Below are 18,263 nucleotides of genomic sequence, written 5' to 3'. Positions count from 1 at the left end.
GCGACGCCGCGGGGCGCGTAGGGCGACGAGGGGCGGACTCGGGTGGCGGTGACGCCGCGAGGTGACAGGCTGGTGGGCATGCCTCCCACCAGCCTGACCATCGGGCCCGAGCAGCCCTGCCAGGTCCACCTCACGAGCGGCGGCGTGTCCCTGCTCGTCGACCTGTCCGACGCCCGCCTCCCGTCGATCGCCCACTGGGGCGCCGCGCTGCCCGACCTGGACGCCGAGGAGGCCGCGACGCTGGTCCGGGCCACGACCTACGGCCGCGGCGGCAACGACGTCGACGTCCCCGTCCGGGTCGCGGTCCTGCCCGAGCACCACACCGGGTGGACGGGACGCCCGGGCATCAGTGGCAGCCGCGAGGACGGGTCGGGCTGGTCACCCCGCTTCACGGTGACCGCGGCCGAGACCCGCACCAGCGAGGCGGCGGCCGCGGCGGCATACGGCACGCTCTCCACGCTGGGAGCCGGCACGCTCCACGTCACCGCCGCCGACGACGAGGCGCGCCTCGGCCTGACGCTCGAGATCGACCTGCTCCCCACGGGACTCGTGCGGACCCGCGCCACCGTGACCAACGACGGTGACACCGACTACGCCCTCGACGAGCTCGCCCTCACTCTGCCGGTCCCCAACCACGCCACCGAGATCCTCGACCTCGCCGGCCACTGGGGCACCGAACGCGCCCCCCAGCGCAAGGGATTCACCGTCGGCCAGCACCTGCGCGAGGGGCGCAAGGGCCGCACCGGCGCCGACGCCGCCTACGTGCTCTCCACGGGCGCCAGGGGATTCGGCTTCCGGCAGGGCGAGGTGTGGGGCGTCCACACCGCCTGGTCCGGCAACCACCGCCACTGGGCCGAGCGACTCTTCAACGGCCGCACCGTGATCGGCGGCTCCGAGCTGCTCCTCCCCGGCGAGGGGAGACTCTCCCCCGGCGAGTCCTCCTGCACCCCTTGGGTCTTCGGCGCGTATGGCGACGGCCTGGACGACCAGGCCGCGCGCTTCCACGGCTGGTTGCGGTCGCGACCGACACACCCGCAGACCCCCCGCAAGGTCACGCTCAACGTCTGGGAGGCGGTCTACTTCGACCACGACCTAGCGCGCCTCGTCGACCTCGCTGACCGTGCCGCCGCCCTCGGCGTCGAGCGATTCGTCCTGGACGACGGGTGGTTCGGCGCGCGTCGCGACGACCACGCCGGACTCGGCGACTGGGTCGTCTCCCCCGACATGTGGCCGGACGGCCTGGGTCCCCTCGTCGACCACGTCACGGCCCTGGGCATGGAGTTCGGGCTGTGGTTCGAGCCCGAGATGGTCAACCTCGACAGCGACGTCGCCCGCGCCCACCCCGAGTGGATCATGGCCACGGGCAACCGGATCCCCGTCGAGAGCCGCCACCAGCAGGTGCTCAACCTCGGCATCCCGCAGGCCTACGCCCACGTGCGCGACCAGATGGTGGCGGTGCTGGAGGCCTACGACATCGGCTACCTCAAGTGGGACCACAACCGCGACCTCGTCGACGCCGGCACCGCGCCCACCGGGCGCGCGGGCGTGCACGAGCAGACGCTCGCGGCCTACCGGCTCATGGCAGAGCTGCGGGACCGCTTCCCGGGGCTGGAGATCGAGTCGTGCAGCTCGGGCGGCGCGCGCGTCGACCTCGCCGTCCTCGAGCACACCGACCGCGTGTGGACCTCGGACTGCATCGACCCCCTCGAGCGGCAGAGCATGCACCGCTGGACCCAGCAGCTGATCCCGCCGGAGCTCATGGGCTCCCACGTCGCATCGGGCGCCTCGCACACCACGGGGCGCAGCCACAGCCTGCACTTCCGCGCCGGCACCGCCGTCTGGGGACACCTCGGCATCGAGTGGGACCTCGCGCGCGCCTCCGACGTCGAGCTGGCCGAGCTCGGCGACTGGGTCGCCTTCTACCAGCGGCACCGCGACCTGCTGCACTCGGGCACCGTGGTCCGGCTGGACGACGTCGTGCCCGAGCTCCACGTCCACGGCGTCGTCTCACCGGCCCAGGACGAGGCCCTTTTCGCCGTCGTGTCGACCGGCCGCGCCATCGTCGACCCGGTCGGCCGGATGCGCCTGGCCGGGCTCGACCCCGACCGCCGGTACCGGGTCCGGGATGTCACGCCCAGTCGCCCACCGCACGGTATGCCGCAATCGCCCGCCTGGTGGCCCGGCCCCGAGGGCGTGCTGCTGCGCGGTCGCTCGCTGCAGGCGGTGGGGGTGGAGGCGCCCGCCCTGTCCCCCGACGAGATCGTGATCCTGCACCTGACGACGGACTGACGGCACCGCCTCACCCCGGGGCGGCCGCGCAGCGACGCGGCCGTCACGACGCGACTGTCACGACGCGGCTGTCACAACGCGGCTGTCACGACGCGGCCGGCGCCTCGGTCACGCTCCGACCCCTGCGGCCGCGGGGACGCAACCGCACCGGTGGCAGCGGGGGCGCGGGCAGCCGCGGCACCTCGCCCACATAGTCCGGGACCTGCCCGAACCGCTCCCCCGCCGCCTCCCACTCGTCCCGTGCGGCGGAGACGTCGTCGTGGTCGGAGCCGATGAAGTTCCACCACATGACGAACTCCTCCTCGAAGGGTTCCCCGCCGAGCAGCACCGCCCGGGCGCCGTCCGCGCCGGCGACGAGCCGCAGCGTCGTGGGGCCGGCGTCGACGATGCCGAGGGCGGCATACGGCACCGGGGCGCCCTCGAGCTGCAGCTCACCGCGATCCAGCAGCACGCCGTGCTCGAAGGTGGGGTCCACGCGCAACGTCACCGTCGCACCGGGCTCCAGGTCCAGCTGGGCCCCCAGCAGGGGGGTGGCGGTGCGGACGGGCGACGCGTCCACCCCCGCGAGGGCGCCGACGAAGACCCGCGCCGTCCCCGCACCCCCGGGCAGGTCCGCCACGACCGGAGCGTGGTGCTGGAAGTCGCGCGACCCCGACCGGCCGGCGCGCGGCAGGACGACCCACAGCTGGACCCCGTGGAGCACGGGCGTGGCGGGCGTGGACACCTCCGAGTGGGCGATGCCGTGCCCGGCGGACATCAGGTTGACCTCCCCCGGACGGACCGGCGCGACGACGCCTGCCGAGTCGCGGTGCTCGATCTCGCCCTCGAAGAGCCACGACACCGTGGCGAGCCCCGTGTGCGGGTGCGGCGGCACGTCCATGCCACCCGCGTTGCCCTCACCGACGCGCTGCGGCCCGTAGTGGTCGGCGAAGCACCAGGCCCCCACCGTGGTGCGCTCCCGGTGGGGCAGGGTGCGGCGCACCTCCATGGCGCGGGGCCCGCCGAGGGGCACCTCGCGCGCCGCGAGGACCGACACGTCGGTCACGACGCGGCACCGTCCCCGCCGCCGGGACCCTCGCCGTGCGCGGCGCCGTAGACCAGCGGGACGTAGTCGGGGTGCTTGGCGATCCAGCCCTTGATGAAGGGGCACAGCGGCATCACCTGCCGATCGCCACGCTCCCGGACCTGGTCCAGCGCGTGACGCGCGAGGGCGCTCCCCACCCCCGTGCCCTCGTGGGCCGGGTCGACCTCGGTGTGGGTGAAGACGATGAGCTGGTCGGTCAGCTGGTACTCCGCGACGCCGGCGAGCGCGCCCGCCACCCGCGCCTCGAAGCGGTGCTCGGCGGGGTTGTCGACGACCTGGACGTCGGTCATGGGATCTCCTCGGGTGGGTCGGGTCACGCGGGGCGGCGGCTGCTGCCGGAGCGGGCGTCAGGGTCCCAGCCTCTCGCCATACGCCTCGGGCCGCATCCTCGCGGGCCGCGGGCCGACGGCCCCGTGTTGAGAGGCGACAGATGGGGGTCATTCCGGTCGAAATGACCCCCATCTGTCGCCTCTCAACGGGGTGAGGGGGGCGGGGGTCCGGGGCCCAGGCGTGCCGAGGCCCCCGCGGAGGGGGACTCGCGGGGGCCTCGGGGTCTGGGTGGAGCCGGGTGCGTCAGACGCGCTCCCAGCCACGGGCGGGAGCCCGGTTGCCGACCCCACGACCGGTCCGCACGTCGCGCGACCGGTAGACGATGTAGGGGCGGGTGAGGTAGCCGAGCGGCGCCGAGAAGACGTGCACCAGGCGCGTGAACGGCCACAGCGCGAAGAGGAGGCACGCGACGAGCGTGTGCAGCTGGAAGCCGAGCGGCGCCGCAGCCATGAGGTCCGCGTCGGGGTGGAAGGTCAGGAACTGGCGGTACCAGATCGAGACGCCCTCGCGGTAGTTGTAGTGCTCCGCCGGCCCGCCGAGGTTGTTGATGCCGGGGGCGTGCCAGCCGAGGGTGTTGGCCAGGCCGAGCAGGATCACGACCACGAGGAAGACGTACATGACCTTGTCCATGGGCGTCGTCGCGGAGAAGACCGGCCCGGTGGTGCGGCGGCGGTAGATCAGGATCGCGATGCCCGCCAGCGTCAGGAAGCCGGCGAGCAGCCCGACCGACACGGCCAGGAAGTGGTAGACCTCCTGGCTCAGCCCCACCGCGTCGGTCCACGACTTGGGGACGAGCAGGCCCATGATGTGGCCCATCACGACGAAGAGGATGCCGAAGTGGAACATCGGCGAGCCCCAGCGCAGCAGCCGGTCCTCGTAGAGCTGGCTCGAGCGCGTGGTCCAGCCGAACTTGTCGTACTTGTACCGCCAGAAGTGGCCGACGACGAAGATCGTCAGGCAGATGTAGGGGAACACCACCCAGAGCAGGGTGTTCATGAGCGCCCTCCTTGCAGGGTCGTGACCAGGTCTTCCACGGTCGGGTCTTCGTGCGGGTGCGGGTTGAGCCGCGGGTCGATCTCGTATGGCGCCAGCCCCACGTCCTCCGCCGGGGGGCCCTGCGCGATCAGCCGCGCGACGGCGGTCTGTTCGTCGCCGTCGAGCTCGGGCAGCGTGGCGCACACGCCCACGAGGACGTCGGCCCACGGCACGCCGCGGTCGAGCAGCGCGAGGCGCAGGACCTCGAGCCCGTCCCGGTGGTCGAGCACGAGCTTGAGGGCGGCCTCGAGGTCGACGGTGGCGCCGAACTCCAGCACCACCGAGAGATGGTCGGGCAGCTCGTCGTCGCCGATCTCGACGCCGGCGCGGCGGTAGGCCTGCTTGAACTGCACGAGGGCCATGCCGCGCTTGCGGGTGTCGCCGTGCGCGAAGTAGGTGAGGTAGGGCGCGCACCGGCGGGTGTAGTCGAAGGTGTCGACGTACCGCTTCTGCAGGGCGTCCAGCTCCCCCGCGTCGACGGCCGTCTCGATGGTCCGCACGACCCGGCCGAGCGGCTCGCCCACCGGCGCCGGCAGCTGCGCGACGGTCTCGCGCAGCACCGGCAGGTGTCCGAGCAGCTGGTCGTCGGGGTAGCCGAGCAGCAGCGACGCGCACTGCCACGCGGCCCGCATCTCGTCGGTGCCGACCGGCAGCGCCGCCTGCTTGCGGCGCCGCAGCGCGAGCCTCACCGGATCTCCTCCGGCGGGATGGCGCCGCTGTCGCGCGAGCGGCTGGGGTCGGCGCCCATCGGCATGCCCTCGCCCTCGCGCAGCGCCTCCTCGGTGACCCCGGCGCCGAGCGTGCCGCCGGCGGCCGCGCCAAGGTGCCGGGAGCCGGACTCCGGGCCGGTCGGCCCTCCGGGGAAGAGCCCCTCGGGCATCCCCTTGCCGTCCCAGTTGAGCAGGTTGACCCGGCCGGCCTTGGAGCCGCCGCCGACGAGGGTGTCGGAGGTCTGCCGCGCCTGCAGCATCTGGAAGTTCTCCACCGCGATGGGGGTCAGGGCGCCCGACCCCTCGCCGAAGGCACCCTGGTTGCCGACCTGGTAGTCGCTGACCGAGCACTCGGTGGCCAGCTCCTCCAGGGCGTGCGCCTCCTCGGCGTGCGCCGTCGGGATGACATAGCGCTCGTCGTACTTGGCCAGCGCCAGCAGCCGGAACATGTCGTACATGTCCTCCTCGGCCATGCCCACGGCGGCCGGGATCTCGGCCCGCGGGTCGCGCCCGAGGTTGATGTCGCGCATGTAGGAGCGCATCGCCGCGAGCTTGCGCAGCACGCCGTCGACGGGCCTGACGTCGCCGGCGGTGAACAAGTTGGCGAGGTACTCCACCGGGATCCGCAGCGTCTCGATGGCGTTGAAGAGGTTGTCCTTGTCCTCACCGTCGTGGCCGGACCCGGCGATGGCGTCGACGACCGGCGACAGCGGCGGGATGTACCAGACCATCGGCATGGTGCGGTACTCCGGGTGCAGCGGCAGCGCCACCTTGTAGTCGTTGATCAGCCGGTAGACCGGTGACTTCTGCGCGGCCATGATCCAGTCCCCCGGTATGCCGGCCCGCTCGGCCTCCGCGATCACCGCGGGGTCGCGGGGGTCGAGGAAGACCGACCGCTGCGCCTCGTAGAGGTCGCGGTCGTCGGGCGTCGACGCGGCCTCGAGGACCCGGTCGGCGTCATACAGGACCAGCCCGATGTAGCGCAGCCGCCCCACGCAGGTCTCCGAGCACACGGTCGGGATGCCGACCTCGATGCGCGGGAAGCAGAAGGTGCACTTCTCGGCCTTGCCGGTCTTGTGGTTGAAGTAGACCTTCTTGTAGGGGCAGCCGGAGATGCACATGCGCCAGCCGCGGCACTGCTCCTGGTCGACGAGGACGATGCCGTCCTCCTCGCGCTTGTAGATCGCGCCCGACGGGCAGCTCGCCGCGCACGAGGGGTTGAGGCAGTGCTCGCAGATGCGCGGCAGGTAGAACATGAAGGTCGACTCGAGGTCGGTCTTCACCTTGTCCTCGATGCCCTTGAGCATCACGTCCTGGTGCAGCGTCTCTATCGAGCCGCCGAGGTCGTCGTCCCAGTTGGCCGACCAGGAGATGTTCATCGGCTTGCCGCTGATCAGCGAGTGCGGTCGGGCGACCGGGAAGGTCTTCTGGTCCGCGGGGGCGTTGAGCAGCGTCTCGTAGTCGTAGGTCCAGGGCTCGTAGTAGTCCTGGATCGAGGGCATCTTGGGGTTGACGAAGATGTTGAGGAGCTTCTTGAAGCGGCCGCCGGCGCGCAGCTTGAGCCTGCCGTTGGCGCCGAGCACCCAGCCGCCCTGCCACTCCTCCTGGTCCTCGTAGCGGCGCGGGTAGCCCAGCCCGGGCCTCGTCTCGACGTTGTTGAACCAGACGTACTCCGTGCCCGAGCGGTTGGTCCACGCCTGCTTGCAGGTGACCGAGCAGGTGTGGCACCCGATGCACTTGTCGAGGTTCATGACCATCGCCATCTGGGCCATGACACGCATATCAGTACTCCACCTTCTGCGAGCGCTTGCGGATGATCGTGACCTCGTCGCGGTTGTTGCCGGTGGGCCCGATGTAGTTGAAGAAGTAGGACAGCTGCGCGTAGCCGCCGATGATGTGGCTGGGCTTGACCATGATCCGGGTCATGGAGTTGTGGATGCCGCCGCGCTTGCCGTTGTGCTCGGTGAGCGGCACGTCGATCAGCCGGTCCTGGGCGTGGGGCATGTAGATCGTGCCCTCGGGCATGCGGTGGGTCACGATCACCCGGGAGGCGACCACGCCGTTGCGGTTGACCAGCTCGATCCAGTCGTTGTCGCGGACCCCGATCTTGGCGGCGTCCTTGTCGGACATCCACACCGACTGCCCGCCGCGACCCAGCGACAGCATGAAGAGGTTGTCCTGGTACTCCGAGTGGATCGACCACTTGTTGTGCGGGGTCAGGTAGCGCACGGACACCGACACGCCGACGCCGTCCGCGCCCGCCTCGACCTCGCCGACGGGGCGCTCGCCGAAGAGCTGGGTCATGTTGAGCGGCGGGCGGTAGGTCGGCAGGGCCTCGCCCATCCGCTGCAGCCAGTCGTGGTCGACGTAGAACTGCTGCCGCCCGGTCAGGGTGTGGAACGGCTTGAGGCGCTCGATGTTGATCGTGAAGGGGCTGTAGCGCCGGCCGCCGGACTCCGAGCCCGACCACTCCGGGGAGGTGATGACCGGGACCGGGGCGGCCACGGTGTCGGCATACGTGATCTGCTTGCCCTCGTGCTCGGCCGCCAGGTCGTGCATCTGGTGGCCGGTGCGCTTCTCCAGGGTCTTGAAGCCCTGGGTCGCGACGTGCCCGTTGGTGGTGCCGGACAGCGCCATGATCATCTCCGCGGCCTGGACCGCGGTGTCGAGGCGGGGCTGGCCGTCGCCGACGCCGCCGTGGACGGTGCCGTTCTTGCGGCGCAGCCACTCGACCTCGCGCTTGACGTCGTAGGTGACGCCCTTGCACACGGTGCCGACCTTCTCCAGCAGCGGCCCGACGGAGACGAGCTTGTCGTAGACCTGGGTGTAGTCGCGCTCGACCACCGCCAGCACCGGCAGGGTCTTGCCCGGCACCGGCTCGCACTCGCCGGTCTTCCAGTCCAGCACCCGGCCGTGCACCGTGGCCATGGCCTCGGGGGTGTCGTGCCACAGCGGCTTGGCCACCAGGTCGCGCCGGGTCCCGAGGTGGGTCCTGGCGAGCTCGCTGAACTCCTTGGCGATGGTGACGAAGGCGTCCCAGTCGGTCCGGCTCTGCCACGGCGGAGCGATCGCCGGGTTGAACGAGTGGATGAAGGGGTGCATGTCCGTGGTGTTGATGTCGTTCTTCTCGTACCACGTGGCCGCGGGGAGCACGACGTCGGACAGCAGCGTCGAGCTGGTCATGCGGAAGTCGATGGTCATGAGCAGGTCCAGCTTGCCCTCGGGGGCCACCTCGGGCCACACCACGTCGGCGGGCCGCTTGTCGGGCGTCGCCTCGGTCGCGTTGACCCCGTGGTCGGTGCCGAGCAGGTGCTTGAGGAAGTACTCGTCGCCCTTGGCCGAGGAGCCGAAGAGGTTGGCGCGCCACAGCATCAGGATCCGCGGCCAGTTCTCCTCCGCCTCGGGGTCCTCGGCGGCGAAGCTGAGCTCACCCTTCTTCAGCTGGTCCACGACGTATGCCGGGACCTCCATCCCCGCCGCCTCGGCCTCGTCGGGCAGCTGGATCGAGGAGCGGTTGAAGGTCGGGTAGCTCGGCATCCAGCCGAGCCGGGCGGACTGCGCGACCAGGTCGGCGACGGTCTTGCCGGGGAACGCGCCGCGGCCGGCGCCGATGTCGTTGGCGGTGTAGGTGTCGTAGCGGTACTGGCTGGTGTGGAGGTACCAGTAGGCGGTCTGGATCATGTGGCGCGGCGGGCGCGCCCAGTCCAGCGCGAACGCCATGTGCTGGAAGCCCATCAACGGGCGCACCTTCTCCTGCCCGACGTAGTGCGCCCAGCCGCCGCCGTTGCGGCCCTGGCAGCCGGTGATCGTGGTGAGCACCAGCATCGCGCGGTAGATCAGGTCGGAGTGGTACCAGTGGTTGGTGCCGGCGCCCATGAGGATCATCGAGCGGCCCGTGGTGTCGACGGCGTTCTGCGCGAACTCCCGCGCGATCCGGGTGCACTGCTCGGCCGGGACGCCGGTGATGTCCTCCTGCCACGCCGGGGTGTAGGCGCCCTCGACGTCGTCGTAGCCGGTCGGCCACTCGCCGGGCAGGCCGGGGCGGGCGACGCCGTACTGCGCCAGCATCAGGTCGAAGACCGTGGTGACGTAGCCGTCACCGAGCCGGCGCACCGGCACGCCGCGGCGGGTCAGGGTCGACTGCCCGTCCAGTGCGTCGAAGCGCGGCAGCGACACCTCCACCGTCTCGGCCGCGTCGCCGAGCAGCGACAGCGCGGGGCGCACGTCGCCGAGGTCGAGGTTCCACTGCCCGACGCCCTCCTCGCCGAAGCGGTGCCCGAGCGAGCCGCGCGGCACGACGACCTCGCCGGTGGTCTCGTCGACGAGCATGGGCTTCCACATGGAGTTCTCGGAGTCGGCCTCCGGGCCGCCCGCGACGTCTCCGGCCACCGCGAACTTGCCGGGGGTCCAGACGGTCTCGCCGGTCTCGTCGCTGCGGTCCAGCCACACCAGGTAGGGCAGGTCGGTGTAGGTGCTCGTGTAGTCGCGGAAGAACTCCACGGGCCGGTCGACGAAGAACTCGCGCAGGATCACGTGGCCCATCGCCATGGCGAGCGCCGCGTCGGTGCCGGGAGCGGCGGGCATCCACTCGTCGGCGAACTTGACGTTCTCGGCGTAGTCGGGGGACACGACCACGACCTTCTGGCCCCGGTAGCGCGCCTCGGTCATCCAGTGCGCGTCCGGGGTGCGGGTCAGCGGGACGTTGGAGCCCCACATCATCAGGTAGCCGGCGTCCCACCAGTCGCCGGACTCCGGGACGTCGGTCTGGTCGCCGAACATCTGGGGAGAGGCGACCGGGAGGTCGGCATACCAGTCGTAGAAGGACAGCATGGTGCCGCCGATGAGCTCGGTGAAGCGGGCCCCGGAGGCGTAGGACACCATCGACATCGCGGGGATCGGGGAGAAGCCGGCGATGCGGTCCGGGCCCCAGCGCTTGACGGTGTAGACGTTGGCGGCCGCGACCATCTCGGCAGCCTCGCCCCAGCTGGCCCGGACCAGGCCGCCCTTGCCGCGGGCGCTCTGGTAGCGGCGCCGCTTGGTCTCGTCCTGCATGATCGAGGCCCACGCGAGCACCGGGTCGGTGTACTCCTGCTTGGCCTGGCGGTACATGTCCAGCAGGACGCCGCGGATGTAGGGGTAGCGGACCCGCGTCGGGCTGTAGGTGTACCAGGAGAAGGCGGCGCCGCGGGGACAGCCGCGGGGCTCGTACTCCGGCCGGTCCCCGCCGGTCGACGGGTAGTCCGTCTGCTGCGCCTCCCAGGTGATGATCCCGTCCTTGACGTAGACCTTCCACGAGCAGGAGCCGGTGCAGTTGACGCCGTGGGTGGAGCGGACGACCTTGTCGTGGCTCCAGCGGTCGCGGTAGAACGCGTCGGCCTTGCGGCCCCCGATCTCGTAGATCGCGCGCTGGTCGGGGCTGACCGTCGCCTTGGTGAAGAACCGGCGGGTGCCGACCAGAGCCTCGGCGAGAGGGCTGTCGATGCCTGAGGGGCCTCGACCTCCGCGGGTGGTGGACGTGCTCATGCATCTCTCCTGCGGTTGGTGGAGCGTCGGGGTCGGGGGCGAGACGAGGGGGCGCCTGGGTGCACCGGGCTGGCCGAGAGTGCCCTCACCGTATGCCGGAGCGGCGTCGCGGTCACGAGCCGTGCCGTGGTGACCGCGATGTCGTCGTGCGGGACGAGCGTGATCTCGACGTCGGGCTCGCCCAGCCGCTCCAGCACGCCGGTGAGCAGGCCACGCCGGAAGGCGTAGAGCACCGGGGCGTGCCGCGCGGCGATCGCGAGGAAGGGCGCCGCGGTCAGCGTGAGCGCCACCTCCCGGCCCCCGTCGACAAGGGCGATGTCGTGCCGGAACCCCCACGCCTCCATGACCGCCACGACCTGCTCGGCGGTGCGCAGCCACTGGCCGGGCGTGTCCGCGGGCGCCCACGGCGTCGGGTCCACGTCGGCGTGCTCGCGGGCCCAGTCCCGCGCCAGCGGGAACATCGTCGTCGAGCCCTGCGGCTCCGGCAGCCCCCACGTGGAGGTGACCAGCGAGGAGAGCTCGCGGTGGGCCGGGTCGAGCCGGACCCCGGCGGAGACCAGGTGGTAGAGCTTGCGGGGCCGACCCACGGCGCCGCGCCGCTCGGCGCGCGCCTCGACCACGTGGGCGTCCAGGAGCACCTCGAGGTGGAACCTCGCGGTCGTCACGTGCACGTCGACGCGGGTCGCGATCTCCTGCGCCGACAGGCCCGGCCGACCATGCACCGTCAGCGGGGCGGCGGCCAGCACGTCGATGATGCGTCGGCGCATCGACGGCGCCAGCAGGCTGGGGCGGTCCCCCGCGTCGGGCCCCCACGCGGCGACCGGGCCGCTGCGCCGCAGGGCCGGGGCGGGGCGGGTGGCCGGCTGCGCCATGGCACCTCTCCTCCAACCTCGGGGTGGTCGTCCTCCAAACTGAGGAACACCGACAGTCTAACCATGCACCCGGGACACCGCTAAAGGTGGGGGGTGCCCCCCTCTTAATTCGAGGCATGTGCCAAACTCACTGGTGAGGTCGTCCGCTAATCGCTTCAGTCCCGCCTCCGGGAGCAGCGGTCAGCAGCGGCCGAGGCACCACCCGAGCTAGTCCTCTTAACTCTCAGGAGAGACCCGTGAGCACACCCGCCACGACAGCGGCAGAGCAGCTGCCCCGCGGCGCCAACCGCGTCCTGACCTGGTCCACCATCGGCTTCACCGTGATGTTCGCGGTGTGGATGATGTTCGGGATCCTGCAGAAGCCGATCCGGGCCGAGCTGCACCTGTCCGAGGAGCAGTACTCCTGGATCCTGGCCGCCGCCATCCTCAACGGCTCCATGTGGCGGCTGCCCGCCGGGATGATCACCGACCGCATCGGCGGCCGCAAGGTCATGACGGCGCTGCTGCTCGCGAGCGCTGTCCCGGCCTACCTGGTCTCCCAGGCGCGGTCCTACGCGATGCTGCTGCTGCTCGCCTTCCTCGTGGGCTTCGCCGGCAACTCCTTCTCCGTGGGCATCGCGTGGAACTCCGCCTGGTTCACCCGCGCCCGGCAGGGCTTCGCCCTCGGCCTCTTCGGGGCCGGCAACGTGGGCGCCTCGGTGACGAAGTTCATCGGGCCCCCGCTGATCCTCGGGACCGCCGGCGCGACCTACCTCGGTGTCGTCAAGGGCGGCTGGCGGCTGATCCCCGTGATCTACGCCGTGCTGCTGGTGGTGCTCGCGGCGCTCACGTGGTTCGGCACCCCCCGGGAGGACCGGATGCCGGGGGCGAGCAAGCCCATCGCGGAGATGCTGGCCCCGCTGCGGCAGGTCCGCGTCTGGCGCTTCAGCCTCTACTACGTGGCCGTGTTCGGCGCCTACGTCGCCCTGTCGAGCACCCTGCCCAACTACTACCAGGACACCTTCGGGGTCTCGCTGACCAACGCCGGGCTGCTGACGGCGCTGTTCATCTTCCCCGCGTCGCTGCTGCGCCCGGTCGGCGGCTGGTTCTCCGACCGCTTCGGCGCCCGCAAGGCGATGTACGGCACCTTCTGGATGATGCTGGCCACCACCGGCGTGCTGATGATGCCCGCCGGGCACCTCGTCGTCAGCCACCCCGACGGCCGGCAGACCGAGCACCTCGCCTACAGCCTTGGGATCGTGCCGTTCACGCTGATCGTCTTCCTGCTCGGCTGCGCCATGGGCGTCGGCAAGGCCGCCGTCTACAAGCACATCCCGGAGTACTTCCCCGACAACGTCGGCTCGGTCGGCGGCCTGGTCGGCATGCTCGGCGGCCTCGGCGGCTTCTTCCTCCCGCCGCTGTTCTCCTACAGCAAGGCCTGGTCCGGCTTCCCGTCGAGCACCTTCTTCGTCCTGTTCGTGCTGACCGCGATCTGCCTGGCCTGGATGCACCTGACCATCGTCCGGATGCTGCACCAGCAGTCCCCCCACCTCGCCCACCAGTTCGACCACGCCCCCGCCACCGCCTGAGCGGTCCGGCGCGTCGCCCGACCGCACCCCCACCAAGCCGCGTCCCGCCATACGGTCGAGACGTCCCACCTCATCACGACGAGAGAGACGACCAACGATGAGCACCGCAAGCACCGCCCGCCAAGGAGGTGAGTGGCTGCAGTCCTGGGACCCGGAGAACGACCAGACCTGGGACAAGGCTCTCGCCTGGCGCACCCTGTGGATCACGACGTTCACGCTGACCATGTGCTTCGTCGCGTGGTTCCTCCCCAGCGCGATCATCCCCAAGCTCAATGCCCTCGGCTACACCTTCACCAAGACCGAGCTCTACTGGATGTCCGCGATGCCCGGCCTCGCCGCCGGTCTGCTGCGCATCGTGTGGATGGTCCTGCCGCCCATCATGGGCACCCGCAAGATGGTCGCCCTGACCACGCTGCTGCTGTTCTTCCCGATCCTCGGGTGGGGCGTGCGCGTCCAGAACCCCTCCGCCCCCTACTGGGAGCTCATGGTCCTGGCCTTCCTGGCCGGCATCGGCGGCGGCGCGTTCTCCGGCTTCATGCCCTCCACGTCCTACTTCTTCCCCCGGCGCATGCAGGGCACCGCGCTCGGCCTGCAGGCCGGGATCGGCAACTTCGGCGTCTCCCTGGTGCAGCTGCTCACGCCGTGGCTCATCGGCTTCTCGATGATCGGCTTCCTCGGCGGCTCGCAGGCGATGAAGGTCCCCGGCAAGCCGAGCAAGGAGGTGTGGTTCCAGAACGCCGCCTTCATCTGGCTGCCGCTGATCGTCATCGGCGCCCTGTGGGCCTGGACGGCGCTCAAGTCGGTGCCGGTCAAGGCCAACGTCCGCCAGCAGTTCGACATCTTCGGCAACCAGGACACCTGGTGGATGACGCTCATCTACATCATGACCTTCGGCACCTTCTCCGGCCTGTCGGCACAGTTCGGCCTGCTCCTGGGCAACCTCTACGGCTCGGGCAACGCCGCCATCGTCAAGGGCACCGGGGCCTCAGCGCAGATCCTGGTCCAGGGTTACTCCGTGCCCGACCCGGTGAGCTGGGTCTTCTGGGGCCCGCTGATCGGCGCCGGTGCCCGCGTGCTCTTCTCCCCGCTGACCGACAAGATGGGCGGCGCGATCTGGACGCTCATCTCCGGCATCGGCCTGATCGCCTCGATCATCTACACGATCCCCGCGCTGACGCCCGACACCTCCTCCGCGGCGGCGCTGCAGGGTGACTTCCGGCAGTTCCTGATCGGGATGTTCCTGATCTTCCTGTTCGCCGGGATCGGCAACGCCTCGACCTTCAAGCAGATGCCGATGATCTTCGAGAAGCGCCAGGCCGGTGGCGTCATCGGCTGGACCGCCGCCATCGCCGCGTTCGGGCCGTTCTTCTTCGCCCTCGGCATCGGCATGATGGGTGCCACCGCGTTCTACTGGGTCGGCGTCCTGTGGGCCGTGATGTGCACCGCGGTCACGTGGATGCGCTACGCCCGTCCGGGTGCGCCCAAGCCGGGCTGATCCCGCACTCGCCACGGTCAAGGGCCGGTCACCTCGGGTGACCGGCCCTTCGCCGTATGCCGCCGCACCGCCGGCCTGGCCCTTCGTGGGCCGTCGAACGGGCGGCCCTGGCCGCTCGGGCTCAGGCAGGGGCCGGTGGGGTGGCGTCGCCCCGGCGGACGTGGACCAGGTCGAGGCCGTCGGTCACGGCGTCGGCGCCCGCGTCGGCGGTGCTCATGTCGACGGTGCACACCCCGGGGGTCACCATCGGGGTGACCCGGACCGCCGGGTCGGCCACGCCGAGCTGCTCGAGCGCACCCCGCACCAGGCCCAGGTGGATGCCGCACACCACGTCGGGGTGGCGGCGCGCCGCGTCGATCATCGGGCAGAAGGTCAGCGTCGCCTGGCACCGGGTCGCGGGGTCGCCCTCGACGGTCACCGTCTCGCGCGGGTATCCCCACTGCGCCAGGGTGTCGAGCAGCGGCTTCACGGGGATCGCCCCCTGCCGGGTCTGGGCGGTCGTCGCCGGGGCCCGGCGCGCGTCGACCACGCCGGTGGCGTCCGGCGGGGTGTCGACCGCCTCGCGCGGCGTCCCCGAGAGGTGGGCGGCGACCCACGCGGCGCCGGCCCGGTCCGCGGCCTCGGCGCGGGCGTCGCTGTCGTCCTGCGTCGCGAGGGTCGCGGCGAGCACGTCGGCGAGGATCACGTAGGCCGCCGTGTTGACGGGCACCTCGTCGCTGCTGCGTCGATAGACCTTGCGCGGCCGCCCGGGCCGGTCCCGGCGCTCCGGCTGCGAGTCGATGACCCCGGCCTGCTCGAGCTGGTCGAGGTGGAACCTCACCGTCGTGACGTGCAGCTGCAGCTCGTCGGCGAGCTGCAGAGCGGTCCACCGGTCCGGCGCCGCGGTGATGAGGTTGGTGATCTGCCGGCGAACCCCGGAGGACAGCAGGTCGGCGCGTTCCTTGGGCACGGTGTCCTCCGTGGTGGGCGCGGGCTAGTGATGACTACCGAGGGTACTCGCGTGGTCGCGCCACCACGCGTCACATCGCTCAGGAACCAGGGTGAGCGGACTGCCCGAAGGTGAGCGTCCGTTCACGTCCGAATGTGCCTTGTCCGGGTCCGGCTGGGCAGGAGTGGGGTGGATCACGGGCACACCCAGACATGCCGCGCGGGCATTAAGCCACACGGGGGGACATCACATCCTGTCGTTGATCACCCGTAACCAATCGTTGACCGTAGGTGTCGAGCCGCATGAAACAACGGCCCCCGAAGCCACAAACCACCCCCCATGACCACGAAGGAAGACCACCAGGCTGAGCACCGCCACCCTCGCCCAGCCGAAGCAGTCCTCCCGCACCAAGAAGGCCCTCGTGGCCGGCGCCCTCGGCGTCGCGCTGCTGGCCGGTGGCGGCGGCACCTTCGCCAACTGGTACGAGAAGACCACGATCGGCACCGGCGCCGTCACCGCCGGTCACCTCAACTGGACCGTCGGCGCCGCCGCGTGGACCGACCAGAACGGCGCCACCATCGACCCGGCCACCTTCAAGATGATCCCGGGCGACACCGTCACCTACAAGACCACCGTCACCACGGACCTGGTGGGCACCAACCTCAAGGCCAACCTGGCGCTGGACAACTCTGCCCTGACCGGGTCCATGGCGACCTACGTCACCTCGACGACCGCCATCTCCCAGGGCGGCACCGCCATCGCCAACCCGCTCACCCCGGCGAAGAACGGCACCGACGACGTCGTCGTGACGATCACGCTGCCCTACGCCACCGGCAACGCCAACGGCACCGACGCCGAGAACACCACGCTGGGCCGGCATGCAGGGTTACTGATGAGCACCACCGCCCCCGCCACGCGCGGCGCCCGGCGCATCACCCGCCCCGCCCTGCCGGCGCCGGTCCGCCTCGCGATCTCCGTCGTCGTCGGTGGCCTCGCCACGATCGCCCTCGGCCTGCTGGCCCTCACGGTCGTCATACCGATGGTCATGCACTGGGTACCGCTCACGGTCCTGTCCGGCTCCATGGAGCCCACGATCCCGATCGGCTCGCAGGTCATCGTCAAGCGCGTCGAGTCCGAGCAGGACGTCGCGTCGCTGCAGCGCGGCGACGTGATCACGTTCCTGCCCCGCCCGGGCGACAACAGCCTGGTGACGCACCGGATCACGTCGGTGTCCGTGGACAGCGAGGGCGTTCACCACGTCAAGACCAAGGGCGCCCACAACCCCAGCGAGGACCTCGAGGTCAAGACCGTCAAGCAGATCCGGGGCGTCGTGGTCTACCACCTGCCCAAGGTCGGCTACCTGGCCAACGCCCTCAACCGCGACCAGAAGTCCCGCGGCATCGTCGTCGTCGCCGGCGCCCTCTTCGCCTACGCCCTCTGGCAGCTCCTCGGCCTGCTGCGCTCCCGTCGGGTCCAGCAGCCTGCCGCCGTCGCCGACGCAGACGCCCCGCCGCAGGACGCGCCATGACCCGCCGGGCCCGCGCCGCCGCGGCCGCGCTGGGGATCGCAGCAACAACCCTGACCCCGCTGACCTCCGGGAGCACGGCTGCCGCCCTCGGCACGCCGCGCCCCACGGGCGCCGTCGTCGCCAGCAACGAGCTGGTCTACCTCAGGGTGTCGTCGAGTCCCAACGGGCCGTGGGGTTCCACCCTGGCTGGTGGCATCTTCCCCGCTGGCCATCGCATCGCCCCCGGCAAGCCTGTGACCGGCACGTTCTACGTCAAGAACGCCTCGCCGGACACAGCGGTGCTGAGCCTGTCCTCGCTGCCCGACCCGCTCGCCAGCGAAGGGAAGGTCGCCAACCTGTTGAGGGTCGCTGCAGGCATCGACGGACCTGCCGCCCCTTCAGCCACCGACCCGACGGTGGCGGCGCTGAGCACGACCGCGACGGAGCTCGCGACGGCTACGGTGGCACCCGGTCGCGTCGTGCGCGTCGAGCTGGCCGCCTTGCTTCCGTCCAGCACCCGAAGTGCCGAGGGAGAAGACTGCGTGTGGGACACCCCCATCACGGTCTCCCTGGCGATGGCGCCTTCGACCGGAGACAAGGGCATCCCCTCACCCGTGAGCCCGGCCGTCCCGGGCGAGGGAGCGGCCCCTGGGCGCGAGCCGAGCGGGGGCGCCCACCGTCAGGGCCAGGCTGGAGGCGCGCGCGCGAGCCGCGGCACGCGCAACGCGGCACCCGATGCTTTCAGCTCCGCGTCGAGCCCCCTGGCCGGCGCGCTGGCGCACACGGGCGCCGAGGTGATCGTCCTGCTCCTGGCGGGAGGTGGGGCGACCGCGCTCGGCATTCTGCTGCTGGTCCTGGCACGCCGGCGCCGCCGTGACGACGACGCAGCTCCCGCACCCGCCGACGCCCCCTGAGCCCTGGC

The 18,263-nt window shown here is 71.3% G+C and carries 13 protein-coding genes; 5 read left to right on the top strand and 8 right to left on the bottom strand.

The genetic code is table 11. The features are described from left to right. The first annotated feature begins 78 nt into the window (after window positions 1-78). Window positions 79-2,289, top strand: coding sequence for an alpha-galactosidase (locus tag ADJ73_RS06965; RefSeq protein ID WP_050349296.1), 2,211 nt, complete (start codon window positions 79-81; stop codon window positions 2,287-2,289). 85 nt (window positions 2,290-2,374) lie between these two features. Here the strand turns inward: ADJ73_RS06965 and ADJ73_RS06960 are convergent, their stop codons facing one another. From ADJ73_RS06960 to ADJ73_RS06930, 7 genes are all read right to left on the bottom strand, one after another. After that, window positions 2,375-3,334 (bottom strand): pirin family protein, encoded by a 960-nt coding sequence (locus ADJ73_RS06960; protein ID WP_050347669.1) that lies wholly within the window; start codon window positions 3,332-3,334, stop codon window positions 2,375-2,377. Next, on the bottom strand, window positions 3,331-3,663 hold the full coding sequence (locus tag ADJ73_RS06955) for a GNAT family N-acetyltransferase (RefSeq protein ID WP_050347668.1): 333 nt from the start codon (window positions 3,661-3,663) through the stop codon (window positions 3,331-3,333). Before ADJ73_RS06955 ends, ADJ73_RS06960 begins: the two co-directional genes overlap by 4 nt. Before the next feature lie 283 nt (window positions 3,664-3,946). Next, window positions 3,947-4,699 carry a respiratory nitrate reductase subunit gamma gene (gene narI / locus ADJ73_RS06950; protein ID WP_050347667.1) on the bottom strand — a complete coding sequence of 251 codons (753 nt, stop codon included), beginning with the start codon at window positions 4,697-4,699 and terminating at the stop codon, window positions 3,947-3,949. Beyond that, window positions 4,696-5,427, bottom strand: a complete 732-nt coding sequence (narJ, locus tag ADJ73_RS06945) for a nitrate reductase molybdenum cofactor assembly chaperone (protein ID WP_082176800.1) — start codon at window positions 5,425-5,427, stop codon at window positions 4,696-4,698. The genes narI and narJ overlap by 4 nt, the downstream gene beginning before the upstream one ends. After that, window positions 5,424-7,229 (bottom strand): nitrate reductase subunit beta, encoded by a 1,806-nt coding sequence (gene narH, locus ADJ73_RS06940; RefSeq protein WP_082176799.1) that lies wholly within the window; start codon window positions 7,227-7,229, stop codon window positions 5,424-5,426. Before narH ends, narJ begins: the two co-directional genes overlap by 4 nt. Window position 7,230: 1 nt before the next feature. Next, window positions 7,231-10,971, bottom strand: a complete 3,741-nt coding sequence (locus ADJ73_RS06935; protein WP_050347666.1) for a nitrate reductase subunit alpha — start codon at window positions 10,969-10,971, stop codon at window positions 7,231-7,233. Then, window positions 10,968-11,843, bottom strand: a complete 876-nt coding sequence (locus ADJ73_RS06930) for a helix-turn-helix transcriptional regulator (RefSeq protein WP_050347665.1) — start codon at window positions 11,841-11,843, stop codon at window positions 10,968-10,970. Before ADJ73_RS06930 ends, ADJ73_RS06935 begins: the two co-directional genes overlap by 4 nt. A gap of 236 nt (window positions 11,844-12,079) precedes the next feature. On the opposite strand from ADJ73_RS06930, the gene ADJ73_RS06925 reads away from it, so the two are divergent. Together ADJ73_RS06925 and ADJ73_RS06920 are read left to right on the top strand one after the other, a co-directional pair. Further along, entirely contained in the window at window positions 12,080-13,411 is a 1,332-nt protein-coding gene (locus ADJ73_RS06925) for an MFS transporter (RefSeq protein ID WP_050347664.1), read from the top strand. 97 nt (window positions 13,412-13,508) lie between these two features. Beyond that, window positions 13,509-14,906: an MFS transporter gene (locus ADJ73_RS06920; protein ID WP_050347663.1), complete on the top strand. Its 1,398-nt coding sequence runs from the start codon at window positions 13,509-13,511 to the stop codon at window positions 14,904-14,906. Between the two features lie 121 nt (window positions 14,907-15,027). Here the strand turns inward: ADJ73_RS06920 and ADJ73_RS06915 are convergent, their stop codons facing one another. Next, a complete protein-coding gene (locus ADJ73_RS06915; protein WP_050347662.1) occupies window positions 15,028-15,855 on the bottom strand; it encodes a helix-turn-helix transcriptional regulator in 828 nt (275 codons plus the stop codon). 400 nt (window positions 15,856-16,255) lie between these two features. On the opposite strand from ADJ73_RS06915, the gene ADJ73_RS06910 reads away from it, so the two are divergent. Then, window positions 16,256-17,362: a signal peptidase I gene (locus ADJ73_RS06910; protein WP_050347661.1), complete on the top strand. Its 1,107-nt coding sequence runs from the start codon at window positions 16,256-16,258 to the stop codon at window positions 17,360-17,362. Beyond that, window positions 17,359-18,255 carry an LPXTG cell wall anchor domain-containing protein gene (locus tag ADJ73_RS06905; RefSeq protein WP_050347660.1) on the top strand — a complete coding sequence of 299 codons (897 nt, stop codon included), beginning with the start codon at window positions 17,359-17,361 and terminating at the stop codon, window positions 18,253-18,255. The genes ADJ73_RS06910 and ADJ73_RS06905 overlap by 4 nt, the downstream gene beginning before the upstream one ends. Window positions 18,256-18,263 lie beyond the last annotated feature (8 nt).

Origin of the sequence: Arsenicicoccus sp. oral taxon 190 (assembly GCF_001189535.1) — a bacterium.
Classification (GTDB): Bacteria; Actinomycetota; Actinomycetes; order Actinomycetales; family Dermatophilaceae; genus Arsenicicoccus.
This window is presented reverse-complemented; position numbering and strand designations above follow the sequence as displayed.